The 16,513-nt window shown below is 55.3% G+C and carries 18 protein-coding genes and 1 riboswitch; of the genes, 8 read left to right on the top strand and 10 right to left on the bottom strand.

The features are described 5' to 3' along the window. Positions 1-14: 14 nt before the first annotated feature. Positions 15-680, top strand: coding sequence for an amino acid ABC transporter permease (locus tag ACW17M_RS13480; RefSeq protein WP_022521644.1), 666 nt, complete (start codon positions 15-17; stop codon positions 678-680). Beyond that, a complete protein-coding gene (locus tag ACW17M_RS13485) occupies positions 673-1,440 on the top strand; it encodes an amino acid ABC transporter ATP-binding protein (protein ID WP_022521645.1) in 768 nt (255 codons plus the stop codon). The genes ACW17M_RS13480 and ACW17M_RS13485 overlap by 8 nt, the downstream gene beginning before the upstream one ends. Positions 1,441-1,469: 29 nt before the next feature. Here ACW17M_RS13485 and ACW17M_RS13490 read toward each other — a convergent pair whose 3' ends face one another. From ACW17M_RS13490 to ACW17M_RS13520, 7 genes are all read right to left on the bottom strand, one after another. Continuing rightward, positions 1,470-2,231 carry a M15 family metallopeptidase gene (locus ACW17M_RS13490; protein WP_197029743.1) on the bottom strand — a complete coding sequence of 254 codons (762 nt, stop codon included), beginning with the start codon at positions 2,229-2,231 and terminating at the stop codon, positions 1,470-1,472. A 49-nt stretch (positions 2,232-2,280) separates the two neighbouring features. Then, complete coding sequence (locus tag ACW17M_RS13495; RefSeq protein ID WP_022521647.1) at positions 2,281-3,555, bottom strand: TRAP transporter large permease; 1,275 nt, start codon at positions 3,553-3,555, stop codon at positions 2,281-2,283. Continuing rightward, the gene (locus ACW17M_RS13500; protein ID WP_035538735.1) at positions 3,552-4,067 is read right to left on the bottom strand and encodes a TRAP transporter small permease; all 516 of its coding nucleotides are present in this window, start codon (positions 4,065-4,067) and stop codon (positions 3,552-3,554) included. The genes ACW17M_RS13495 and ACW17M_RS13500 overlap by 4 nt, the downstream gene beginning before the upstream one ends. Before the next feature lie 122 nt (positions 4,068-4,189). Next, positions 4,190-5,224: a TRAP transporter substrate-binding protein DctP gene (gene dctP / locus ACW17M_RS13505; RefSeq protein WP_009285955.1), complete on the bottom strand. Its 1,035-nt coding sequence runs from the start codon at positions 5,222-5,224 to the stop codon at positions 4,190-4,192. Between the two features lie 126 nt (positions 5,225-5,350). Beyond that, a complete protein-coding gene (locus tag ACW17M_RS13510; RefSeq protein ID WP_009285954.1) occupies positions 5,351-6,277 on the bottom strand; it encodes a LysR family transcriptional regulator in 927 nt (308 codons plus the stop codon). A 67-nt stretch (positions 6,278-6,344) separates the two neighbouring features. Continuing rightward, entirely contained in the window at positions 6,345-7,607 is a 1,263-nt protein-coding gene (locus ACW17M_RS13515; RefSeq protein ID WP_027957102.1) for a D-amino acid dehydrogenase, read from the bottom strand. Positions 7,608-7,768: 161 nt separating this feature from the next. Continuing rightward, positions 7,769-7,870: riboswitch (glycine riboswitch) on the bottom strand. A gap of 116 nt (positions 7,871-7,986) precedes the next feature. Then, positions 7,987-9,660: an isovaleryl-CoA dehydrogenase gene (locus tag ACW17M_RS13520; RefSeq protein ID WP_039857365.1), complete on the bottom strand. Its 1,674-nt coding sequence runs from the start codon at positions 9,658-9,660 to the stop codon at positions 7,987-7,989. A 244-nt stretch (positions 9,661-9,904) separates the two neighbouring features. Between ACW17M_RS13520 and ACW17M_RS13525 the strand changes: the two genes are divergently transcribed. The 3 genes from ACW17M_RS13525 to ACW17M_RS13535 all read left to right on the top strand — a co-directional run bounded on the left by ACW17M_RS13525 (position 9,905) and on the right by ACW17M_RS13535 (position 11,247). Beyond that, positions 9,905-10,198: a hypothetical protein gene (locus ACW17M_RS13525; protein ID WP_027957100.1), complete on the top strand. Its 294-nt coding sequence runs from the start codon at positions 9,905-9,907 to the stop codon at positions 10,196-10,198. Between the two features lie 21 nt (positions 10,199-10,219). Then, positions 10,220-10,516, top strand: a complete 297-nt coding sequence (locus ACW17M_RS13530) for a YciI family protein (RefSeq protein WP_022521652.1) — start codon at positions 10,220-10,222, stop codon at positions 10,514-10,516. A gap of 203 nt (positions 10,517-10,719) precedes the next feature. Continuing rightward, positions 10,720-11,247, top strand: a complete 528-nt coding sequence (locus tag ACW17M_RS13535; RefSeq protein ID WP_022521653.1) for an HPP family protein — start codon at positions 10,720-10,722, stop codon at positions 11,245-11,247. Positions 11,248-11,249: 2 nt separating this feature from the next. On the opposite strand, the gene ACW17M_RS13540 is transcribed toward ACW17M_RS13535, so the two are convergent. Then, the gene (locus ACW17M_RS13540; protein WP_009285951.1) at positions 11,250-11,822 is read right to left on the bottom strand and encodes a gamma-glutamylcyclotransferase; all 573 of its coding nucleotides are present in this window, start codon (positions 11,820-11,822) and stop codon (positions 11,250-11,252) included. Between the two features lie 130 nt (positions 11,823-11,952). Between ACW17M_RS13540 and ACW17M_RS13545 the strand changes: the two genes are divergently transcribed. Beyond that, entirely contained in the window at positions 11,953-12,807 is an 855-nt protein-coding gene (locus ACW17M_RS13545) for a sirohydrochlorin chelatase (protein WP_230803360.1), read from the top strand. A gap of 114 nt (positions 12,808-12,921) precedes the next feature. Next, the gene (locus tag ACW17M_RS13550; protein WP_022521655.1) at positions 12,922-14,511 is read left to right on the top strand and encodes an ABC-F family ATPase; all 1,590 of its coding nucleotides are present in this window, start codon (positions 12,922-12,924) and stop codon (positions 14,509-14,511) included. A gap of 30 nt (positions 14,512-14,541) precedes the next feature. Here ACW17M_RS13550 and ACW17M_RS13555 read toward each other — a convergent pair whose 3' ends face one another. Together ACW17M_RS13555 and ACW17M_RS13560 are read right to left on the bottom strand one after the other, a co-directional pair. After that, positions 14,542-15,144 (bottom strand): cell division protein ZipA C-terminal FtsZ-binding domain-containing protein, encoded by a 603-nt coding sequence (locus ACW17M_RS13555; RefSeq protein ID WP_039857361.1) that lies wholly within the window; start codon positions 15,142-15,144, stop codon positions 14,542-14,544. A 40-nt stretch (positions 15,145-15,184) separates the two neighbouring features. Further along, positions 15,185-15,448 carry a TspO/MBR family protein gene (locus tag ACW17M_RS13560; protein WP_230803362.1) on the bottom strand — a complete coding sequence of 88 codons (264 nt, stop codon included), beginning with the start codon at positions 15,446-15,448 and terminating at the stop codon, positions 15,185-15,187. 216 nt (positions 15,449-15,664) lie between these two features. Between ACW17M_RS13560 and ACW17M_RS13565 the strand changes: the two genes are divergently transcribed. Beyond that, positions 15,665-16,510 carry a helix-turn-helix transcriptional regulator gene (locus ACW17M_RS13565; protein WP_022521658.1) on the top strand — a complete coding sequence of 282 codons (846 nt, stop codon included), beginning with the start codon at positions 15,665-15,667 and terminating at the stop codon, positions 16,508-16,510. Positions 16,511-16,513: the final 3 nt, after the last annotated feature.

Raw genomic sequence — 16,513 nt, forward strand, 5'->3', positions numbered from 1 at the left:
TTTAGGGAGTCTCTATGAGCAACTGGGAAATTCTTTGGTCATCTTACGATGTGTTTTTAAGTGGTTTTTATAACACCTTAAAGCTATTTGGTTTATCCGCTGTCTTGGCTTTTTTAATGGGCAGCGCCATGGTGTTTTTATTGGAGGGTTCCCGCCCACGGTTAAAGGTTCCGCTGCGGATTTTTATCGATGGCATGCGTATGCTGCCATTTTTGATCCTGGCCTACCTGCTGTATTACGGCTTACCTAGTGCAGGCATCCGCATGAGTGCCTGGACGGCCGGGATTATCGCCCTGGTGATCTACCATGGCGCATACTTCGCGGAGATTCTGCGCGGCTGCCGCGCTACCTTCGCCCAAGGGCAGGTAGAGGCAGCAATCGCCCAAGGGTTCTCGCAGCCCCAAATGTTTATGCGCATTATCTTGCCGCAGCTGATTTTGAAAACCCGCGGCTTATTGGGTAATCAGTTGATTATCCTACTCAAAGACACCGCCTTTCTGGTGATCATCACCGTGCGCGAACTCACCGCGGCGGCGAGCAGCCTGTCGAGCACCTACTTCATTCCCATGGAAGCGTTCATCGTGGTGATCGGCTTCTACTGGCTGATCAGTATTGGTTTAGAACTATTTATCAAAATGATTGGCCGTTTTGGCGCCAAGCGAGGATTCGAAAATGCCTGAGACCGCCGCTGTTAGTATTCGTAACCTTTCCAAAAGCTTCGATGGCACCGAAGTGCTGCGGGATGTATCGCTGGAAGTTCAGCCCGGCGAAGTGGTGAGTATTTTGGGCTCATCGGGTTCGGGTAAATCTACCCTGCTACGCTGCATTAACTGGCTTGAGCAACCCGACCGGGGCGACATCCGTATTGCTGGTGATCGCATTGGCGTGAGTGACACTGGAAAACACATGTCGCGCCGTGAGCTGGCAGGCATGCGCGCGCGCTTGGGCATGGTGTTCCAAGGCTTTAACCTCTGGCCTCATTTAAGCGTGCTGCGCAATGTCACCGAGGCGCCTATTCATGTTCAGGGGCTAAGCAAAACCGAGGCTGACGCGCGGGCCATGGCGCTGCTCGAAAAAGTCGGCATGGCCGACAAGCGTGAACAATATCCCTACACACTCTCTGGTGGTCAGAAACAGCGGGTAGCGATTGCGCGGGCACTCGCCATGCAGCCTAAGGTGATGCTGTTCGATGAGCCCACTTCAGCCCTCGACCCCGAGCTGGTGGGGGAAGTGCTTGGGGTGATCAAAGACCTCTCCAAAGAAGGCTACACCATGGTGCTGGTGACCCACGAAATGGAGTTTGCCCGGGCAGTCTCCGATCAAGTGGTCTTTCTCGACAAAGGCATCATCATTGAAAAATCCCACCCCAGCGAGTTCTTTGAGAACCCTAAAACCGACCGAGTACGGCGCTTTCTGGAACTTGAAGCGCCTGCGGTGTGAGCACACTGAATCTGGCGCTGGCTAGATCATTACCCCAACTGCCTGCGCCAGCGGTTCTCTATGGTATCCAGCTCTGCCGGGCCGTAGTGCGCATGATCATGCGGCCCGTAGTAGGCCCATAATTGATCGCCATAATCGAAGTGCCACCACTCGCTGGGCAGGTTGGTGAAGCCTTGTTGTTGCAGGGTGTGATAGAGCAGGCGGCGGTTATCCCGCGCCTTATGTTGCTGCGGGGTAAGCATTTCCAGCTTTTCGAAATAGTCGCTATGGGAGGCGGGAAGCGCCTCGTCAAACAGGGTGCCCATATCCAGTGGCAGGCCATCGGCATCACAAAGCGTGACATCGACGGCGCCGCCGGTGAGGTGCGGGCTGGGGGCTAAAGGGTCGCGACTGGGTACCGATACGAACTCTCTTGTACGCTCCAATAGCTCCGCTTCGCTGAGGTCTGGATGGTGGTGGTGGATGGCTTCATGCAGGGTATCAAACAAGTACTGCTGCACCCGCCATGGCCGCCAGCCATCCAGTACGATCAACCCGATGCCCTCGGGTAAGCTACGTGCCGCAGCGAGCAGCGCCCGATAAACCCCCTCACGAACGAAACACTCCGGCACCGCACCCGGAATACCCAGCCGAGCATAGGCGGGGAACACGCTGACCGGTGCCGGGGCGAGGCTCATCGGTACCAAGCGCTCGCCGTTATCTTCAATAGGCGCGCGGCGCAGCTGTTCCCAGCAGGGAGCTGAATGGCTGGGTATAGGCGGCAAGGCCTTCAATAGTGTGCTCAAAGGCATTATGTTATCCAAGCAGAGTGTTATCCAAGCTGGTTATTAAAACTAGTTGTCAAAACTGAGTAGGCAGCCACAGCGTCAGCGATGGAAAAAGGATTAATAGAATAAGCACCGCAATCGCCGTCAGCACAAAGGGCCAAATGGTTCTAAATAGCGACACTATCTCAAGCCGACTAACCGCGGCGGCCACGAACACACAGGCGCCCAGCGGTGGCGTGATCAATGCAATGGTAATGTTCAGTGTGATGATGACGCCCAGATGAATGGGGTCTATACCCGCCATCATAGCCACCGGCGCAAAGATCGGCGTCAGTAGCATCAATGCCGACACCTCCTCCATAAACATGCCCGTGATGAAGGTGATTGCACTAAGCAGTAATAAAATAACCACGCTATTGTCCACGTAGGGTGATAGCAGGGATACAAACTGCGCAGGTACTTGCGCATAGGAGAGCAGCCAGCTAATCGTCGCCGAGGCCGCCATGATGAGAAAAATCGCCGAGGTTAAGCGTGCCGTATCAAGGATGGCTTGCCAGCACTCTTTAAAGCGTAACCCTCCCAGCACAAAGCCACATAAGGCCACATACAGCGCTGTCAACGCGCCCGATTCTGTAGGCGTCACAAAGCCCAGCACGATGCCAGCAACAATAATAAAGGGAGCGATAAGCGCGGGCAGAGCGGCCGCGAAGGCTATGCCAAGTTGGCCGATTGAGGGCAACTGGCCACTTTTGGGTAATCGGTGGCGCCAGGCATACCAGGCGTTCATGCCCATAAAGGCAACCCCCAGCAGCAGACCTGGTACTACGCCCGCCAGAAATAGATCGCCTACTGAGGTGTTGGTCAGTGAGGCGTAGAGGATCATAAAGATACTGGGTGGAATAATCGGGCCGATCAGCGAGCTACCGGCGGTCAACCCAGCGGCAAAAGCCCTTGAGTAGCCCTCCTTCTCCATGGCAGGTACTAACAGCGACCCCAGTGCCGAGGTATCCGCCACCGCTGAGCCATTGACGCCTGCGAAGAAAACGCTCGACACCACGTTGACGTGGCCCATACCGCCCCGCAAGTGCCCCACTATCAGGCGGGCGAACCCCATCAGGCGCTCGGTTAAGCCGCTGACGTTCATCAGGTTGCCAGCGAAGATGAATAACGGAATAGCCATCAAGGAGAACACATTGATACCGCCAAAGAATTGCTGGGGCAGCATACGTGGAATCATCGAGGGGTCGACAAACAGAAAGCCTACTATCGCCGTGGTCAGTAGCGCGATGAACAGAGGAAGCCCAAGCAAAACGTGGCCGAGGAAAACCACCAGCATCGTCACAATCATAAGGAGTCCTCAACGGTTGTGGATGGAGAGTCCTCGACAGTTTTAAGTGGCGCGGGGCCATAGAGAAGCGCATGCCAAGCCAGTAATAAAAAGCCAACGGGTAGCGAGAGGAGGGGCACCGTGCGGCTAATGCCAAGCCCTGAGGTGGTAAACATGCTGACCGAGAGTGCATAGCGATAGCTGACCCAAGCCCCCCCCGCTGCAATCAGTAGGGTGAGTAGCCACTGGTATACATTCAGCAAACGCGCGAGAGGGGGTGGCAGTAGCTTCTCCAACAGACCAACGCGCATGTGACCCCCTTCCGACCAGACGGTGCCAGCCGCGAGCATCACGGTGGCGATAATCAAAAATCGCGATATCTCATCTGTCCAAATGGGGGCACCACCGGCGATGTAGCGGGCAAACACCCCATACAATATGGCCGCAACATTGAGGGATAGCAGCGCGCCCGCCAGGGTTAGGGACACCGGGCGGCTGATCGCCAATAGACGGGATCGAAGCGTATTAAACATGGCAGCCTTCCAGGAAGCACAGAAACGTTAAGCACTAGAACATTCAGTACTGGGATATTAAGTACTGGAAATAGGGGGCCGGTAAGGTTCCAGCCCCTGTTTTGCAACGGTGTTAACAGCCGTTAGTCGAGCAGTTCGCTCATGCCTGCATCTTCCAGCGCCATATCGATCCAGCGTTGCTCGATATCACGTTCTTCGAGCCACTCAAGATAGGCGGGCTGGCCAATGTCGCGGAAAGCGGTGAGCTCCTCTTCAGAAGGGCGAATCACTTCCATACCTTGCTCTTCCAGGTAGGCGATACGTGCCTCAACCTGTTCCTCGTTGTGCTCACGGGCATTGTGATTAGCTTCGGAGACGGCCTCCATAAAGGTGCTGCGAAGCTCATCGTCCCAACCTGCGATCATGTCGCTATTGCCCACCAGGAACTGATCGGAGTATTGGATATTGGCTAGGGTCAGGTAGTCCTGCACTTCGTAGAGGCTGCCCAGGATGATATACATCGGCGGGTTCATCTGGCCGTCGGCCACTCCTGTACGCAGTCCCATGTAGGTCTCTGTCCAGGGAATGGGAGTACCGGAGGCACCGAAGGATTCATAGAGGGCTACCTGGCTGGGATCCATGGCCCGGAAACGCAGCCCTTCGAAGTCGTCCGGGTGGCTGATAGGCCGTTCATTGTTGGTGAATGCCAGGAAGCCCCCCTCTTCGACGACCGCCAGCATATCGATACCGGCACGCTCCTGCAGAGCATTGCTGACTTCCTGCCAATACTCTCCTTCATCGAAGAAGCTACGCGCCGCCGCAAAGTCGTCGAACAGAAACGGAATAGCGCTGACGAAGATCTCATCAACGAGAGGAGAGACGCCTGCAAATGACGCCACGTTGAGCATGGGAGTATTCATGGTTTGTTCCATGCGCTCCTCTTCATCACCCAGCATGCTATTCGGGTAGAGCTCAAGCTGTATCTCACCGTCAGTTTTTTCGTCTACCAACGTTTTAAGGTTCTCTGCAAAGACGTGGACAGCATTCTTTTCGGGATCTGGGGCACCGTTGTAACTCAGATTAATGGTGGTGGCTGCAAGAGTGTTTCCTGCCATCATGGCAGAGCCAATCAGGCAAGCCGAGATGAGTCGTTTGGGTGAAAAGTGCTGAGTAAACATCGTAAGTCTCCTGGTTTATTGTCGTGAGCTATGAGGCGCTAAGGGCGCGTTATTGGATTTATAAGGAGTGCTTACTAGAAGACTATGTATTGAGGTGTTGACTATGCAATACCTAAACTGTGGCTTTTATTGCAACAGTCGTGGTGCATCGGCGGAGAAAAAGCGCATGCCTTTGTGCAAATGATCGATGCAAGTGATTGAGGCGACCGGGAGTTCCTGCCCTTTCAGGCTAACAATTTGTGCCCGCGTACCGTTCATCACCGGGTACTGCATGGGTAGTGTGAAGATCTCACCGCGCTCAATCTCATCCGCTACGGTGAGTTCGGGCATAAACGTAACGCCGATGCCTGAGCGGACGAAATTCTTTAACACCGAAACAGAGTTGGTGTGCAGGCGTGCTTCAAGATGAATGCGCTCCTGGTGGGCCACCATATTGACCATTTGCCGCATACCAAAAGGATTGTCCATTAACGCCAGGGGCCACCCCTTTAAGTCATGCAGGGTTACCGGGCGGTTAAGATCACTTAGTGGGTGATTGGGGGGCACAATCACATCGAGCGGCTGGCGCGTTTCCACGTGGCAGAAAAGTTGCGGGTCTACCGGCGGTGCATAAAGTAGCGCTATATCCACTTCACGATCTTTGAGTAACGACATCGCTTCGTTGACACCCGCCATGCGAATTTCGACATTGATACCGGAAAACGCTGACATAAAAGTGCCTAACGGTGCGGCGATCAGGTCAGCGATAAACCCTTCTCCCACGGCAATACGAACTTCCCCTTTCGTTAGGCTTTGAAGTGCCATTAGCTGGGAGAGCACCGCTTCTTCTGAAGCCCGCTGGGCATGAAAATGGTGCACCAGGAGCTGGCCCGCTGCGGTTGCGCGCATCCCTCTTCCGTGCCGCTCGCATAGCTGGGTATCCAACTCTTCTTCTAGTGCTTTTAGTTGGCGGCTAACGGCAGAAGCATCGACATTCAGGTGGGCCGCGGCACGCCTGAGCGAGCCGCGGCGAATCACTTCATTGAGGTAGGTTAATGCACGCTGGTTAAGCATAAAACACGCCTGTGGTGGAGTGTTTTATATCTTACCGGAAGCCTGCCCGGACATGTCACGGTTGGGATTAGATTAGCGGTTGGGTGGCTTGCTGAGAGTGGGCGTTTTTATCCTCTACCGCATCTGCGAGCATATCCGCGGTGATGGCAGAGAGGGTCCAGCCCAGGTGGCCGTGACCGGTGTTGTAAAACACTGTGGGTAATTTTCCGCGGCCGACTTTGGGCAACATGTTAGGGAGCATCGGGCGCAGGCCTGCCCAAGGTACTACGCGGCGAGTGCTGACGCCGGGGAAGCACTCTTCCACCCAGCGGATTAGCGGGCGGATACGGTTGTCGCGGATATCGCGGTTATAGCCGTTAAACTCAGCGGTGCCCGCAATACGGAAGCGGTCATCGCCCAGGCGGCTGGTCACTAACTTGGTCTCATCATCGAGCAGGCTAACGGTGGGCGCTGCCTGTTGGGAGGCAGCGTCATCGAGCTGCACGGTGATCGAGTAGCCTTTGACCGGGTAGATATTGACCCGATCGCCTAGCTTGGCAGCCAGAGCACGGCTGCCCACCCCGGCGCATACCACCACGCTATCAAAGGTTTCGCGCACCGGGTCACCGTCAGCCTCGCCTTCAAGCGTGGCGGTGATCCAGGCGTGCTGTTGATCGGCGCCGATATCCTGGACGCTGTGACCATATTTAAGCGTTACGCCGCGGCGCTCGGCGGCTTGAGCCAAGCCGTGGGTAAACTTATGAATATCGCCGGTGGCGTCGCTTTCGGTATAGAAGCCGCCGTAGTAGTTGCCCGCCATCGTCGGTTCGATGGTGCGCATCTCGTCAGGGGTGACTGCTCGGCGCTCCAGGCCGCCTTTGCTGAGCAGCTTGGAGACCTTGGCGGCGTGGTCATAACCCGCTTTGTCGCGGTAGATATGCAGAATGCCTTTCTGCTTGAGGTCAAAGCCGATCTGCTCGTCTTTTGCCCACTGAAACAGGTGCTCTCTGGCCGCAATGGCCAGCCGCGTGGTCTCGGTGGTGTTGGCAGCGTAGCGGGGTATCGAGGCGATAAATTCGCCAAACCAACTGAGCTTGTGCCAGCTTGGGCGGGGGTTAACCAGTAGCGGGGCGTCGTTTCTGAGCATCCAGCGCAGGCCCTTGATCACGGTTGGCCAGTGGTTCCACACTTCGGCGTTGGAGGCCGAGAGCTGACCGCCGTTGGCGAATGAGGTCTCCATGGCGGCGTAACGATGCTTTTCAAAGACGGTGACGTCATAGCCACGTTTGGCCAGGGCGTAGGCGCTGGTAATGCCGGTGATACCACCACCGATAACGGCAATACGTTGCATAACTCTCTCCAGGTTGTATGAGCGTCGGGAATACCACCTAACGGCGTAGCTGTTGGCGTACCCCTTCCGTCATGGAACCTGAGAGATTCACGCATCCGTTGGGTGCGCTTGCTCCTTCGGTGGGCTGAGTGACGCAGTCATCAGCCGCTCTTCGGAAAGTTAAGGTAATAGCGGTCCGGTTGCCTGAGAGTTTCCGGGGCTGTTGCTCCTTCGGCGCTGGCGTCATCGACGAGTGATGCACCAAGCTCTCCCACTATCACGTTGTTGCTGGCTTTTAATGTAAATAGTTTTTTAATGTGATTAGTTTTACGCGATCAGTTTTAGCATGGAAGACGACCATAGTCGTGAACGCTTATTCCAAGGACTCACTCCAAGGGTTTTATTCCACGGGCCGGGCACGCTGGATGATTGCCGCGCAATCCAGACCAGTAGGTAGCGTGCCTGTATTGAGGCCACTGCGGTCGGCAAGCCGACCAGCGCAGAATGCATCGGCCACATAAGCGGGGGCGTGCTGAACCAGCAGGGCGCCCTGTAACGCTAGGGCCATGCCGTCCGCCAGTTGGCGGGCGCGGTACTGGAGCGTTTGAGTATCCTGCATCTGCCGCTGTAATTGGTGGATAAAACGGTCAAGATGCCCATTGGCGCCCTGTGAAAGGCCGAGTTCGGCGAAGTAGGCGTCGAGTACTTCGGGCTGTTTTTCAATCGCGCGCAGGATATCCAAGCACTGCACATTTCCGCTGCCTTCCCAAATGGCGTTGATGGGCGACTCGCGAAACAGGCGCGCCATTATGTGGGTCTCCATGACGCCGCTTCCACCAATCACCTCCATTGCCTCGTATGCGTGGTGGGGCGTGCGTTTACATATCCAGTACTTGCCCACAGGGGTGGCGATTCGCGAAAGCAGGCGCTCATGCTCGTTGTCCTGATGATCCATGGCGCGGGCCATACGCAGCATTAAGGTGGTGGCGGCTTCGCTCTCAATAGCCAAGTCAGCGAGCACATTTTGCATCAGCGGCTGCTCGCTGAGCCGCTTCCCAAAGGCATGCCGATGAGAGGCGTGATGAATGGCCTGGGCGGTGGCTTGGCGCATTCCGGCAGCTGAACCAATCATGCAGTCGTAGCGGGTCATGGCGACCATCTCGATGATGGTGCGCACACCGCGGCCTTCATCGCCCACCATCCAGGCAAAGGCGCCCCGCAGCTCGGTCTCGCTGGAAGCATTCGATACATTGCCCATTTTACGTTTTAGCTGCTGTATATGAAGCGGGTTCTTACTGCCGTCGGGCCGCCAGCGTGGCAGCAAGAAACAGCTCAAGCCACTGGGCGCCTGGGCGAGTACCAGAAATGCATCGCACATTGGCGCGGAGACAAACCATTTATGCCCCACCAGCTCAAAAGCTTCCCCCGGCCCGCCTTGATCAATCGGGTAGGCGCGGGTGGTGTTCAAACGCACATCGGAGCCGCCCTGCTTTTCGGTCATTGCCATGCCCAGAGTGAGGCCCTGTTTCTCGAAATAGGGGACGTTGCGCGGGTCGTAATGTGGGGCGGTGATTTTATCGCCCCAGCTCTCAAGCAGGCTGGGTTGATGGCGCAGTGCGGGCAGGGCTGCAAAGGTCATGGTAATCGGACAGCCGTGGCCCGCTTCTACCTGGGCCTGTAAAAAGTAGTTGGCGGCCCGATAAACATGCGCACCGGGCCGAGGGGTTCGCCAGGGGCTAGCATGCAAGCCGTGCTCTATCGCCGTTTGCATAAGCTGATGATAGGCGGGATGAAACTCGATCAAATCGACCCGATGGCCTTGCTGGTCGTGGGTCACTAACTGGGGGGAGTAACGGTTGGCCTCAACCCCCAAGGCAATCGCCTCAGCAGAGCCCGCCCACTGGCCAAACGTCTTGAGTGGGGCATCGTCGTCAGACCCGCTTTCACGGTTAACGCCTTCCTGAAGAACGCGATCAGCTGTGTAGCTATTGTAGCTTTCCAGCGGTGGCGGCTGGTTTTCTACCTGGTGAGTGCTAGCTTGGAGTTGATCGGCCAGGGGGTAATGATGGTTCATGGCAGGCACCTAGCGCGTAACGACGATAAGGGTGATTGTTTAAACGAACGTTTTACGGCTCATATATTTTGGAGCGTTTATGAGAGCATAGTTGCTGGACGGAGTAGTTGCTGGACGGAAAAGTCGCTAAAAACGGAAGGCGAAGAGGGGGAGGGATGGATCCTGCTTTGCTCAGTCAGCGTATTTAACCGACAATGCCGCTTATCCTTCTCAGTCACGGGTACTATCGATGCAAGCAAACGCGATGCAGACAAACGGCTTTTTTGACGAAATTGGCGAAACTATCGGTGAAGCCATCCGCGTGGTGGTGGAGTTTCTGCTGGGCATTTTCACCAACTTCTTCGGTGCGTTCGGCGATTTCATCGATGGCCTGACGCGTTCGCTGGGAATCAGTGATTCCTTTTTCAGCATTGCTGTCTTAGTGATTGGGCTGCTGATTCTGTGGGGCGGTTTGCGCGCTTTTCTGCGAGGCTCGATAATCGGCGGTATTGTACGTACCGTATTGGGGCTGTTTATTCTTTCGTGGTTGATGATGTAGACACACTGAGAGGAGGAGTAGATGAAGCAGTTTGCGTTGATCGCCTATGATTACACCGATGAGGGGGCCTTAAACCGCCGCCTGGCTTGTCGCGAGCTGCACCTGGAAGGACTGCGTAATCTCTATCGGTCGGGTAATTTCGTAAGTGGTGGGGTAGTGCTGAACGATGAAGGTAAAATGATCGGTTCAAATGCACATTTCAGATTTGCTACTCGAGAAGATTTAGAGGCTTGGCTGGCGCAAGAGCCTTATATGACTGAGCGTGTCTGGGAGCAGGTCGATATACGCGAAGTTAAGCTGTTTGATCCCTCTATATAGTATGACGAACGAGCTCGGGTATTGTTTATAAAAAATGTCATAAAATAATGCCCCCGTTTCTCTCCTTGGTTAACACCCCATACACTGATGATGAGCAATCGCGTTGCCCTTGAGTCAGTTTCATCAGGGGCATGATAGATTGTCATTTGCTTATTTGGTGCATTTTGGCATCATTTGCACTCATTTTGTGCAAAGCGAGTGTAATGAAAACTTATCTTGGCAAGATGCGGGGGCAGCCAGTCAAGCGTGCCCGGGTAGGCTGGCAGGATGCTTTTTGGTCATGGGTCGGGGCCTTTACCGGTATGGCGGTCATTTGCTGGTTAAGCTCGGCGTGGCTGTCACAACAACTGCTCATCGTAGGCTCCTTCGGCGCAACCTCGGTGCTCATCTACGCAGCACCTGAAAGCCCTTTTGCCCAGCCCAGCCATGTACTCTTTGGCAGCGTGCTCTCCGCGGGTATTGGCGTTGCTTGCTACCAACTGCTGGGAGCGACCCCCCTCTCAATGGCTCTGGCCGTATCACTGTCGGTGCTGGGTATGCAGCTAACCCATACGGTTCACCCACCAGGAGCCGCGGCGGCTCTGATTGCGGTAGGCGGGGGTGCCAGCGTTCATCAACTGGGGTGGTGGTATCCTCTTTTGCCAATCGGAGCGGGCAGTATAGTGATGCTGGTAATCGCCATATTGGTCAATAACCTTGCCCGTCACCGCCGTTATCCGCGCTACTGGTAATGTTAAAATTGACTCAGCTGTTGTTCCAGAGCAAAGATATGGGCATCTTTGGCGCCTAGTTCCCGCAGCGCCACGGCGAGGTTGACCAAGTAGTCGCGGTTGGGGCCGCTGGGCCCATGGGCGTTGGCAATTTGCTGGGCGATCTCATCAAGCGGCGCGTCGCCCAAAAAGGCCGGATTGTCATCGCTGGCCAGATAAATAAGCCCTTCGCTCTGTTCGGTTCCGTTGCCTTTCTCGTCCATAAACGTCAGCGGTACTTTTTCCCGCAAATAGCCGTTCTTCTCCCGCACATCCAACGGCGCGAGCACTTCCGGGGCAATGCGGTAGGCCATGCCGTGGCAAATCGAATCTTTGGCGCGGATCAGCGTTGCCACCCGCCCAGGCGCTTCAGGCGTGCCGCGGTGATCATGGGAGCCCTGCCAAAATCGCCGCTCCCAGCCGTGTATATACGCCGGGCGGCGCTCCAGGTAGGCAAAGTCAGCCTTCCAAATCAGTGAGCCGTAGCCGAATAGCCATATCGCCGCATGGCCTTCGAAGAAGTTTCTTTGCTGGTTAAGTGCAGTGGTATCAAGCATCGGTATCAGGCAGCGTTTTTAAGGCACATTTTTCAAGTAACATGGGGGCCAACGACGGTGTAAAACCACCATCTTAACATGTCACGGTTGATCACCCACACGATTGCCAAGACCACGACTGGAGGCAGCCATGCGCGCGATTTTTCTGGTGGATAACGGCTCGCTACGAGCGCAGGCAACGCTGAATTTACGCCGCGTGGCGGCTTCGCTTAGCGGGCTTGTAGGCGAAACCGTGCAGGCGGCCTCGCTGCTGCACTCCAATAAGATTCCTGCGGATGAGGTGGGAGGTATTCCCGCCACTACCCTTGGCCCCGCCGCTGAATGCAGTGCCGAACAGGGGGCAACGGAGATTATCGTGCTGCCGTTCTTTTTTGGCCCCAGCAAAGCGCTGACGGGTTATCTCCCCGAGCGCATGGCCACGCTGCAGGAGCGCTTTCCCCACGTTAAGGTGCGGGTAGCCCAGCCCTTAGTGGATGAGTTCGGCGATAACGACCTGCGTTTAGCCCATCTGCTGGCCGATAACGTGCGCGACAAGCTTCGCCCAGGTACTAAACCGCATGTGGCGCTGGTGGATCACGGCAGCCCGATTCCTGAGGTTACCGCCGTACGCAACCGCCTGGCGGGGCAGCTCAGCGTGCTGCTAGCCGATGACGTAGCGTGTGTTGCCGCTGCCTCCATGGAGCGGCGCGAGGGCGATGAGTACCGCTTTAATGAGCCACTGCTGGAAAACTTGCTGGCGCTACCCGAGTTTAAGATAGGCTCGGTGATCCTGGCGATGCTGTTTCTTTCGCCGGGGCGCCACGCCGGGGAGGGCGGCGATATTGCCGAGATTTGTGCAGCGGCTGAACAGCAGTATCCAGGGCTTTCCGTTACCACGACGAAGCTGGTGGGGGAGCATCAAGGGATCGTTGATATATTGCACTCGCGGCTGCGCCAAGCGCTTGATGATGAACGCTTTCTACTCGATATCCCGGCAAGCGCCTGACGCCACTAGGGTTTGATGGGTGAATACACGCCTAATAGCGCGTAGAATCGCGAGCCTTTCTATTCGTTGTAAGCTGTCGTCGTTACTGACAATGCGCTAACCAGGGCTCCTTTTGTGATCGCTACCGCCAATATCACCATGCAGTTTGGGGCCAAGCCCCTGTTTGAAAATGTCTCCGTTAAATTCAATAACGGCAACCGTTACGGCCTGATTGGCGCGAACGGCTGCGGCAAATCCACCTTTATGAAAATTCTCGGTGGCGATTTGGAGCCCACTTCCGGCCAGGTGATGCTGGATAGCAGTACACGGCTGGGTAAGTTGCGTCAGGATCAGTTTGCGTTTGAAAATGAGCGGGTGATCGATACCGTCATCATGGGCAATGTAGAGCTCTGGTCGGTCGCCGCTGAGCGTGAACGCATTTACTCCCTGGCAGAGATGAGCGAAGAGGACGGCATGGCCGTCGCTGACCTGGAAGTGCGCTTCGCCGAGCTGGACGGCTACACCGCTGAGCCCCGCGCAGGCGAACTGCTGCTAGGCCTGGGCATTCCCATTGAGCAACACACGGGCCCGATGAGCGAAGTCTCTCCCGGCTGGAAGCTGCGCGTGCTGCTCGCCCAGGCGCTATTCGCTGACCCGGATGTACTGTTGCTGGATGAGCCGACCAACCACCTGGATATCAACACCATCCGCTGGCTGGAAGATATTCTTAAAGCGCGCAGCAGCACCATGATCATCATCTCCCACGACCGCCACTTCCTGAACAGCGTGTGTACGCATATGGCGGATCTGGATTACGGTGAAATCACCCTGTTCCCGGGTAACTACGATGATTACATGACCGCCGCCACCGCTGTTCGCGAGCGTCAGCACTCGGATAACGCCAAGAAAAAGGCCCAGATTGCCGAGCTGCAGCAGTTCGTGAGCCGCTTCTCCGCTAACGCCTCGAAAGCTAAGCAGGCTACGTCTAGAGCGCGTCAAATCGATAAAATCAAACTGGAAGATATCAAGCCTTCCAGCCGCGTAAGCCCCTTTATCCGCTTTGATCAGGCGAAGAAAATCCACCGTAATGCCGTCAACGTGGACGGCATTACCAAGAGCTATGAGGGCGACAAGCCGCTGTTCGAGCGTCTTTCCATGACTGTGGAAGCCGGTGAGCGCATTGCTATTATCGGCCCCAACGGCATCGGCAAAACCACGCTGCTGAAAACCCTGGCGGGCGAGTTACACCCGGACGCGGGCGAAGTGAAGTGGACCGAAGCCGCTGAAGTGGGGGTTTTTGCTCAGGATCACAGCGACGACTTTGCCGTCGATGCCACGTTGTTTGAGTGGATGTCAGCATGGACTCAAGGTGGCGAGCAGGTGGTTCGCGGTGCTCTGGGGCGGATGCTGTTTTCCAGCGACGATATTGGAAAATCGGTGAAGGTCATTTCCGGTGGCGAGCAGGGGCGCATGCTGTTTGGTAAGTTAATCCTTACTCAGCCCAACGTAATGCTGATGGATGAGCCGACTAACCACCTGGATATGGAGTCTATCGAGGCGTTGAACCTGGCCCTGGAGAACTACCCCGGCACGCTGATGTTTGTGAGCCACGACCGTGAGTTCGTCTCGTCACTGGCCACGCGCATTATTGATATGCAGCCGGAAGGCATTGTCGATTTCAGCGGCAGCTACGATGACTACCTGCGCAGCCAGGGGGTCGTGTGACGTTGTTTTTGTCAGCATAGCTCTGTAAATCTATTCGCCGATAATTTGCTCAAAGGTGCTGTCGGTGGCGAGTTCGCGCTCGTCATTGAGCATTTTGCCGCTAAACACCGTCTGCATCTCTTTGGCGAGTTCTACGTAGACATGCATTTGTTGATTACGTCGCTTACGTAGCGGTGGTTTCACTAATAAGCTAATACCCTTGATGGGCTCATGGGTTTCCCCGCGCAGCAGGTCAGGCATTTCCCCCGGTGGAAAGGCGTTGGCGATAGTGACTGGGTTGGAAGGCTGTTGGCCGTCGATTAAAAATATCTTCTTAAGCGCGTCGTAGTGAGCGTCTTTCTCCCGCAGCCACTGGGTAAGGCGCTCGTCTGAATCTTCACTGGGTTGATCAAAGATTATAAAAAGCGAATGCTGCTTAACTTTTTTAGTTTGCTTTGAGGGTGCAGGGGTGTCAGGTTCTTGAGCTTTTTCAGAGTTGTCTGCTTGTACCGGACGAGGCGCAGCGGCTTTCGCTTTCGCTGCGCGCCGTCGGCGGCGCCAGGGCACAATGACATATATAAATATCGCTGTTGCCATTGCGCCTAATACCAGCGATGCGAAGGCGAGTACTATTATAGTAGTGGTGCGATCCATACTCTCAGAATCCTTTTTTTAATCAGCGCTCAGGCTTTATTTAGCCGACGACAGTTTGTTTACGCCCAAAGAACAGCCACGACCACGCGGCATTGACCATAAGCTGCAGCGCGTAAGCCGCTAAGCTTGCTGAGCGCCATACTGAGTCATCCGCCATATAAATACGCCAAGCGACGATAGCCATCAACAAATACAGTATGCCCCAAGCGAAGGGGAAAGCGATATTCGGTGGTGTCCAGCTTGGCTTACTTAGTTCGCGGAACCAACCATCAGGCCGAAAGTGCGCACCCAGTCGTGGCGGCAAGGCCGACGAGCAGTAGAGACACCAGCAGCGCTAATAGCGAAGCAAGCATTCATTACCTGTATGTTCAAACGAAAGAATCAATAGCCTAGCAGCGTTTATCCAAGAGGCTCAACACAAAGTAATCACGAGCCGTAATGAGTCAATTGTATTGCCTGAGTTTACCGTGTTCGCGCAAGGCAGTATTGTTTTGTCAAACAACCTAATGAAGCGCTACTCATGAAATACTGCTCAACAACCGATGATATCGATAGTACCTTTCTGGCAAGTGCGGGAAGTGCAGCTTGGCATCGGCATATGGCGAGCTTGGTACGCTCATCGGGACAGCGCGATTTCCCCGTTCGTCTGGAGCAAGTGCTGCGCGCGCTAACCGGTTTCGATACGATTCTGATCAATACCTACAAAGGGCGTCATAGACCACTACTGATTCACGACGATTACCCGTCAGAAAATCGCCCTCAAGCGATAGATCGCTACCTCAGCGGTGCGTATTTATTGGATCCTTTTTTTACCGCCATGAGTGGTGGCCTGGATAGCGGTGTGCACCGGTTGCGGGAGCTAGCCCCTGATCGTTTTGAATCCAGTGATTACTATGCTCACTATTATCGTGCGTTAGGATTAGCGGATGAGGTGGGTCTCTTCGCACGTGTGGGGGATGATGTCTTGATGGTGGTATCGCTGGGCTTTCAGGCAGAAGCTCCCTTGAAACGACGTGCATTGCAGGTGTTGAAGAATGTGGTGCCGATGATCGAAACCTTGTTGATGGAGTTCTGGAAATGGCAGGGCGTCCTCTTCCAGCCGACCTTGGAAAAGGACGCCCCGGTGGAAGCTGCCTTCGTAAGCTTTGGCCGAGAGGTTTTAACGGCACGTGAACAGGAAATCGTTCGTCTGTTGCTCGCAGGGCACTCCACCAAATCGGCGGCCCGGGAACTGGATATCAGCGATGGCACTGTGAAGGTACACCGCAAGCATATTTACCAGCGTCTGGATGTCTCCAGTCAATCGCAGTTGTTCCAGCTATTTCTTGAACACGTGGCCCTCATTTCCCGGCAGTTGAGAGGCTAAGGT

This window comes from Vreelandella sp. 2A-K22 (assembly GCF_054065485.1).

Excerpts from the sequence above, each read along its gene's own strand:
- ACW17M_RS13545 (WP_230803360.1), top strand. The coding sequence starts at position 11,953 with ATGCGCGCGATTTTTCTGGTGGATAACGGCTCGCTACGAGCGCAGGCA.
- ACW17M_RS13495 (WP_022521647.1), bottom strand. The coding sequence starts at position 3,555 with ATGATTGTGACGATGCTGGTGGTTTTCCTCGGCCACGTTTTGCTTGGG.
- ACW17M_RS13565 (WP_022521658.1), top strand. The coding sequence starts at position 15,665 with ATGAAATACTGCTCAACAACCGATGATATCGATAGTACCTTTCTGGCA.
- ACW17M_RS13500 (WP_035538735.1), bottom strand. The coding sequence starts at position 4,067 with ATGTTTAATACGCTTCGATCCCGTCTATTGGCGATCAGCCGCCCGGTG.
- ACW17M_RS13540 (WP_009285951.1), bottom strand. The coding sequence starts at position 11,822 with ATGCTTGATACCACTGCACTTAACCAGCAAAGAAACTTCTTCGAAGGC.
- ACW17M_RS13520 (WP_039857365.1), bottom strand. The coding sequence starts at position 9,660 with ATGAACCATCATTACCCCCTGGCCGATCAACTCCAAGCTAGCACTCAC.
- ACW17M_RS13535 (WP_022521653.1), top strand. The coding sequence starts at position 10,720 with ATGAAAACTTATCTTGGCAAGATGCGGGGGCAGCCAGTCAAGCGTGCC.
- ACW17M_RS13525 (WP_027957100.1), top strand. The coding sequence starts at position 9,905 with ATGCAGACAAACGGCTTTTTTGACGAAATTGGCGAAACTATCGGTGAA.
- ACW17M_RS13510 (WP_009285954.1), bottom strand. The coding sequence starts at position 6,277 with ATGCTTAACCAGCGTGCATTAACCTACCTCAATGAAGTGATTCGCCGC.
- ACW17M_RS13485 (WP_022521645.1), top strand. The coding sequence starts at position 673 with ATGCCTGAGACCGCCGCTGTTAGTATTCGTAACCTTTCCAAAAGCTTC.
- ACW17M_RS13530 (WP_022521652.1), top strand. The coding sequence starts at position 10,220 with ATGAAGCAGTTTGCGTTGATCGCCTATGATTACACCGATGAGGGGGCC.
- dctP (WP_009285955.1), bottom strand. The coding sequence starts at position 5,224 with ATGTTTACTCAGCACTTTTCACCCAAACGACTCATCTCGGCTTGCCTG.
- ACW17M_RS13480 (WP_022521644.1), top strand. The coding sequence starts at position 15 with ATGAGCAACTGGGAAATTCTTTGGTCATCTTACGATGTGTTTTTAAGT.
- ACW17M_RS13555 (WP_039857361.1), bottom strand. The coding sequence starts at position 15,144 with ATGGATCGCACCACTACTATAATAGTACTCGCCTTCGCATCGCTGGTA.
- ACW17M_RS13490 (WP_197029743.1), bottom strand. The coding sequence starts at position 2,231 with ATGCCTTTGAGCACACTATTGAAGGCCTTGCCGCCTATACCCAGCCAT.
- ACW17M_RS13515 (WP_027957102.1), bottom strand. The coding sequence starts at position 7,607 with ATGCAACGTATTGCCGTTATCGGTGGTGGTATCACCGGCATTACCAGC.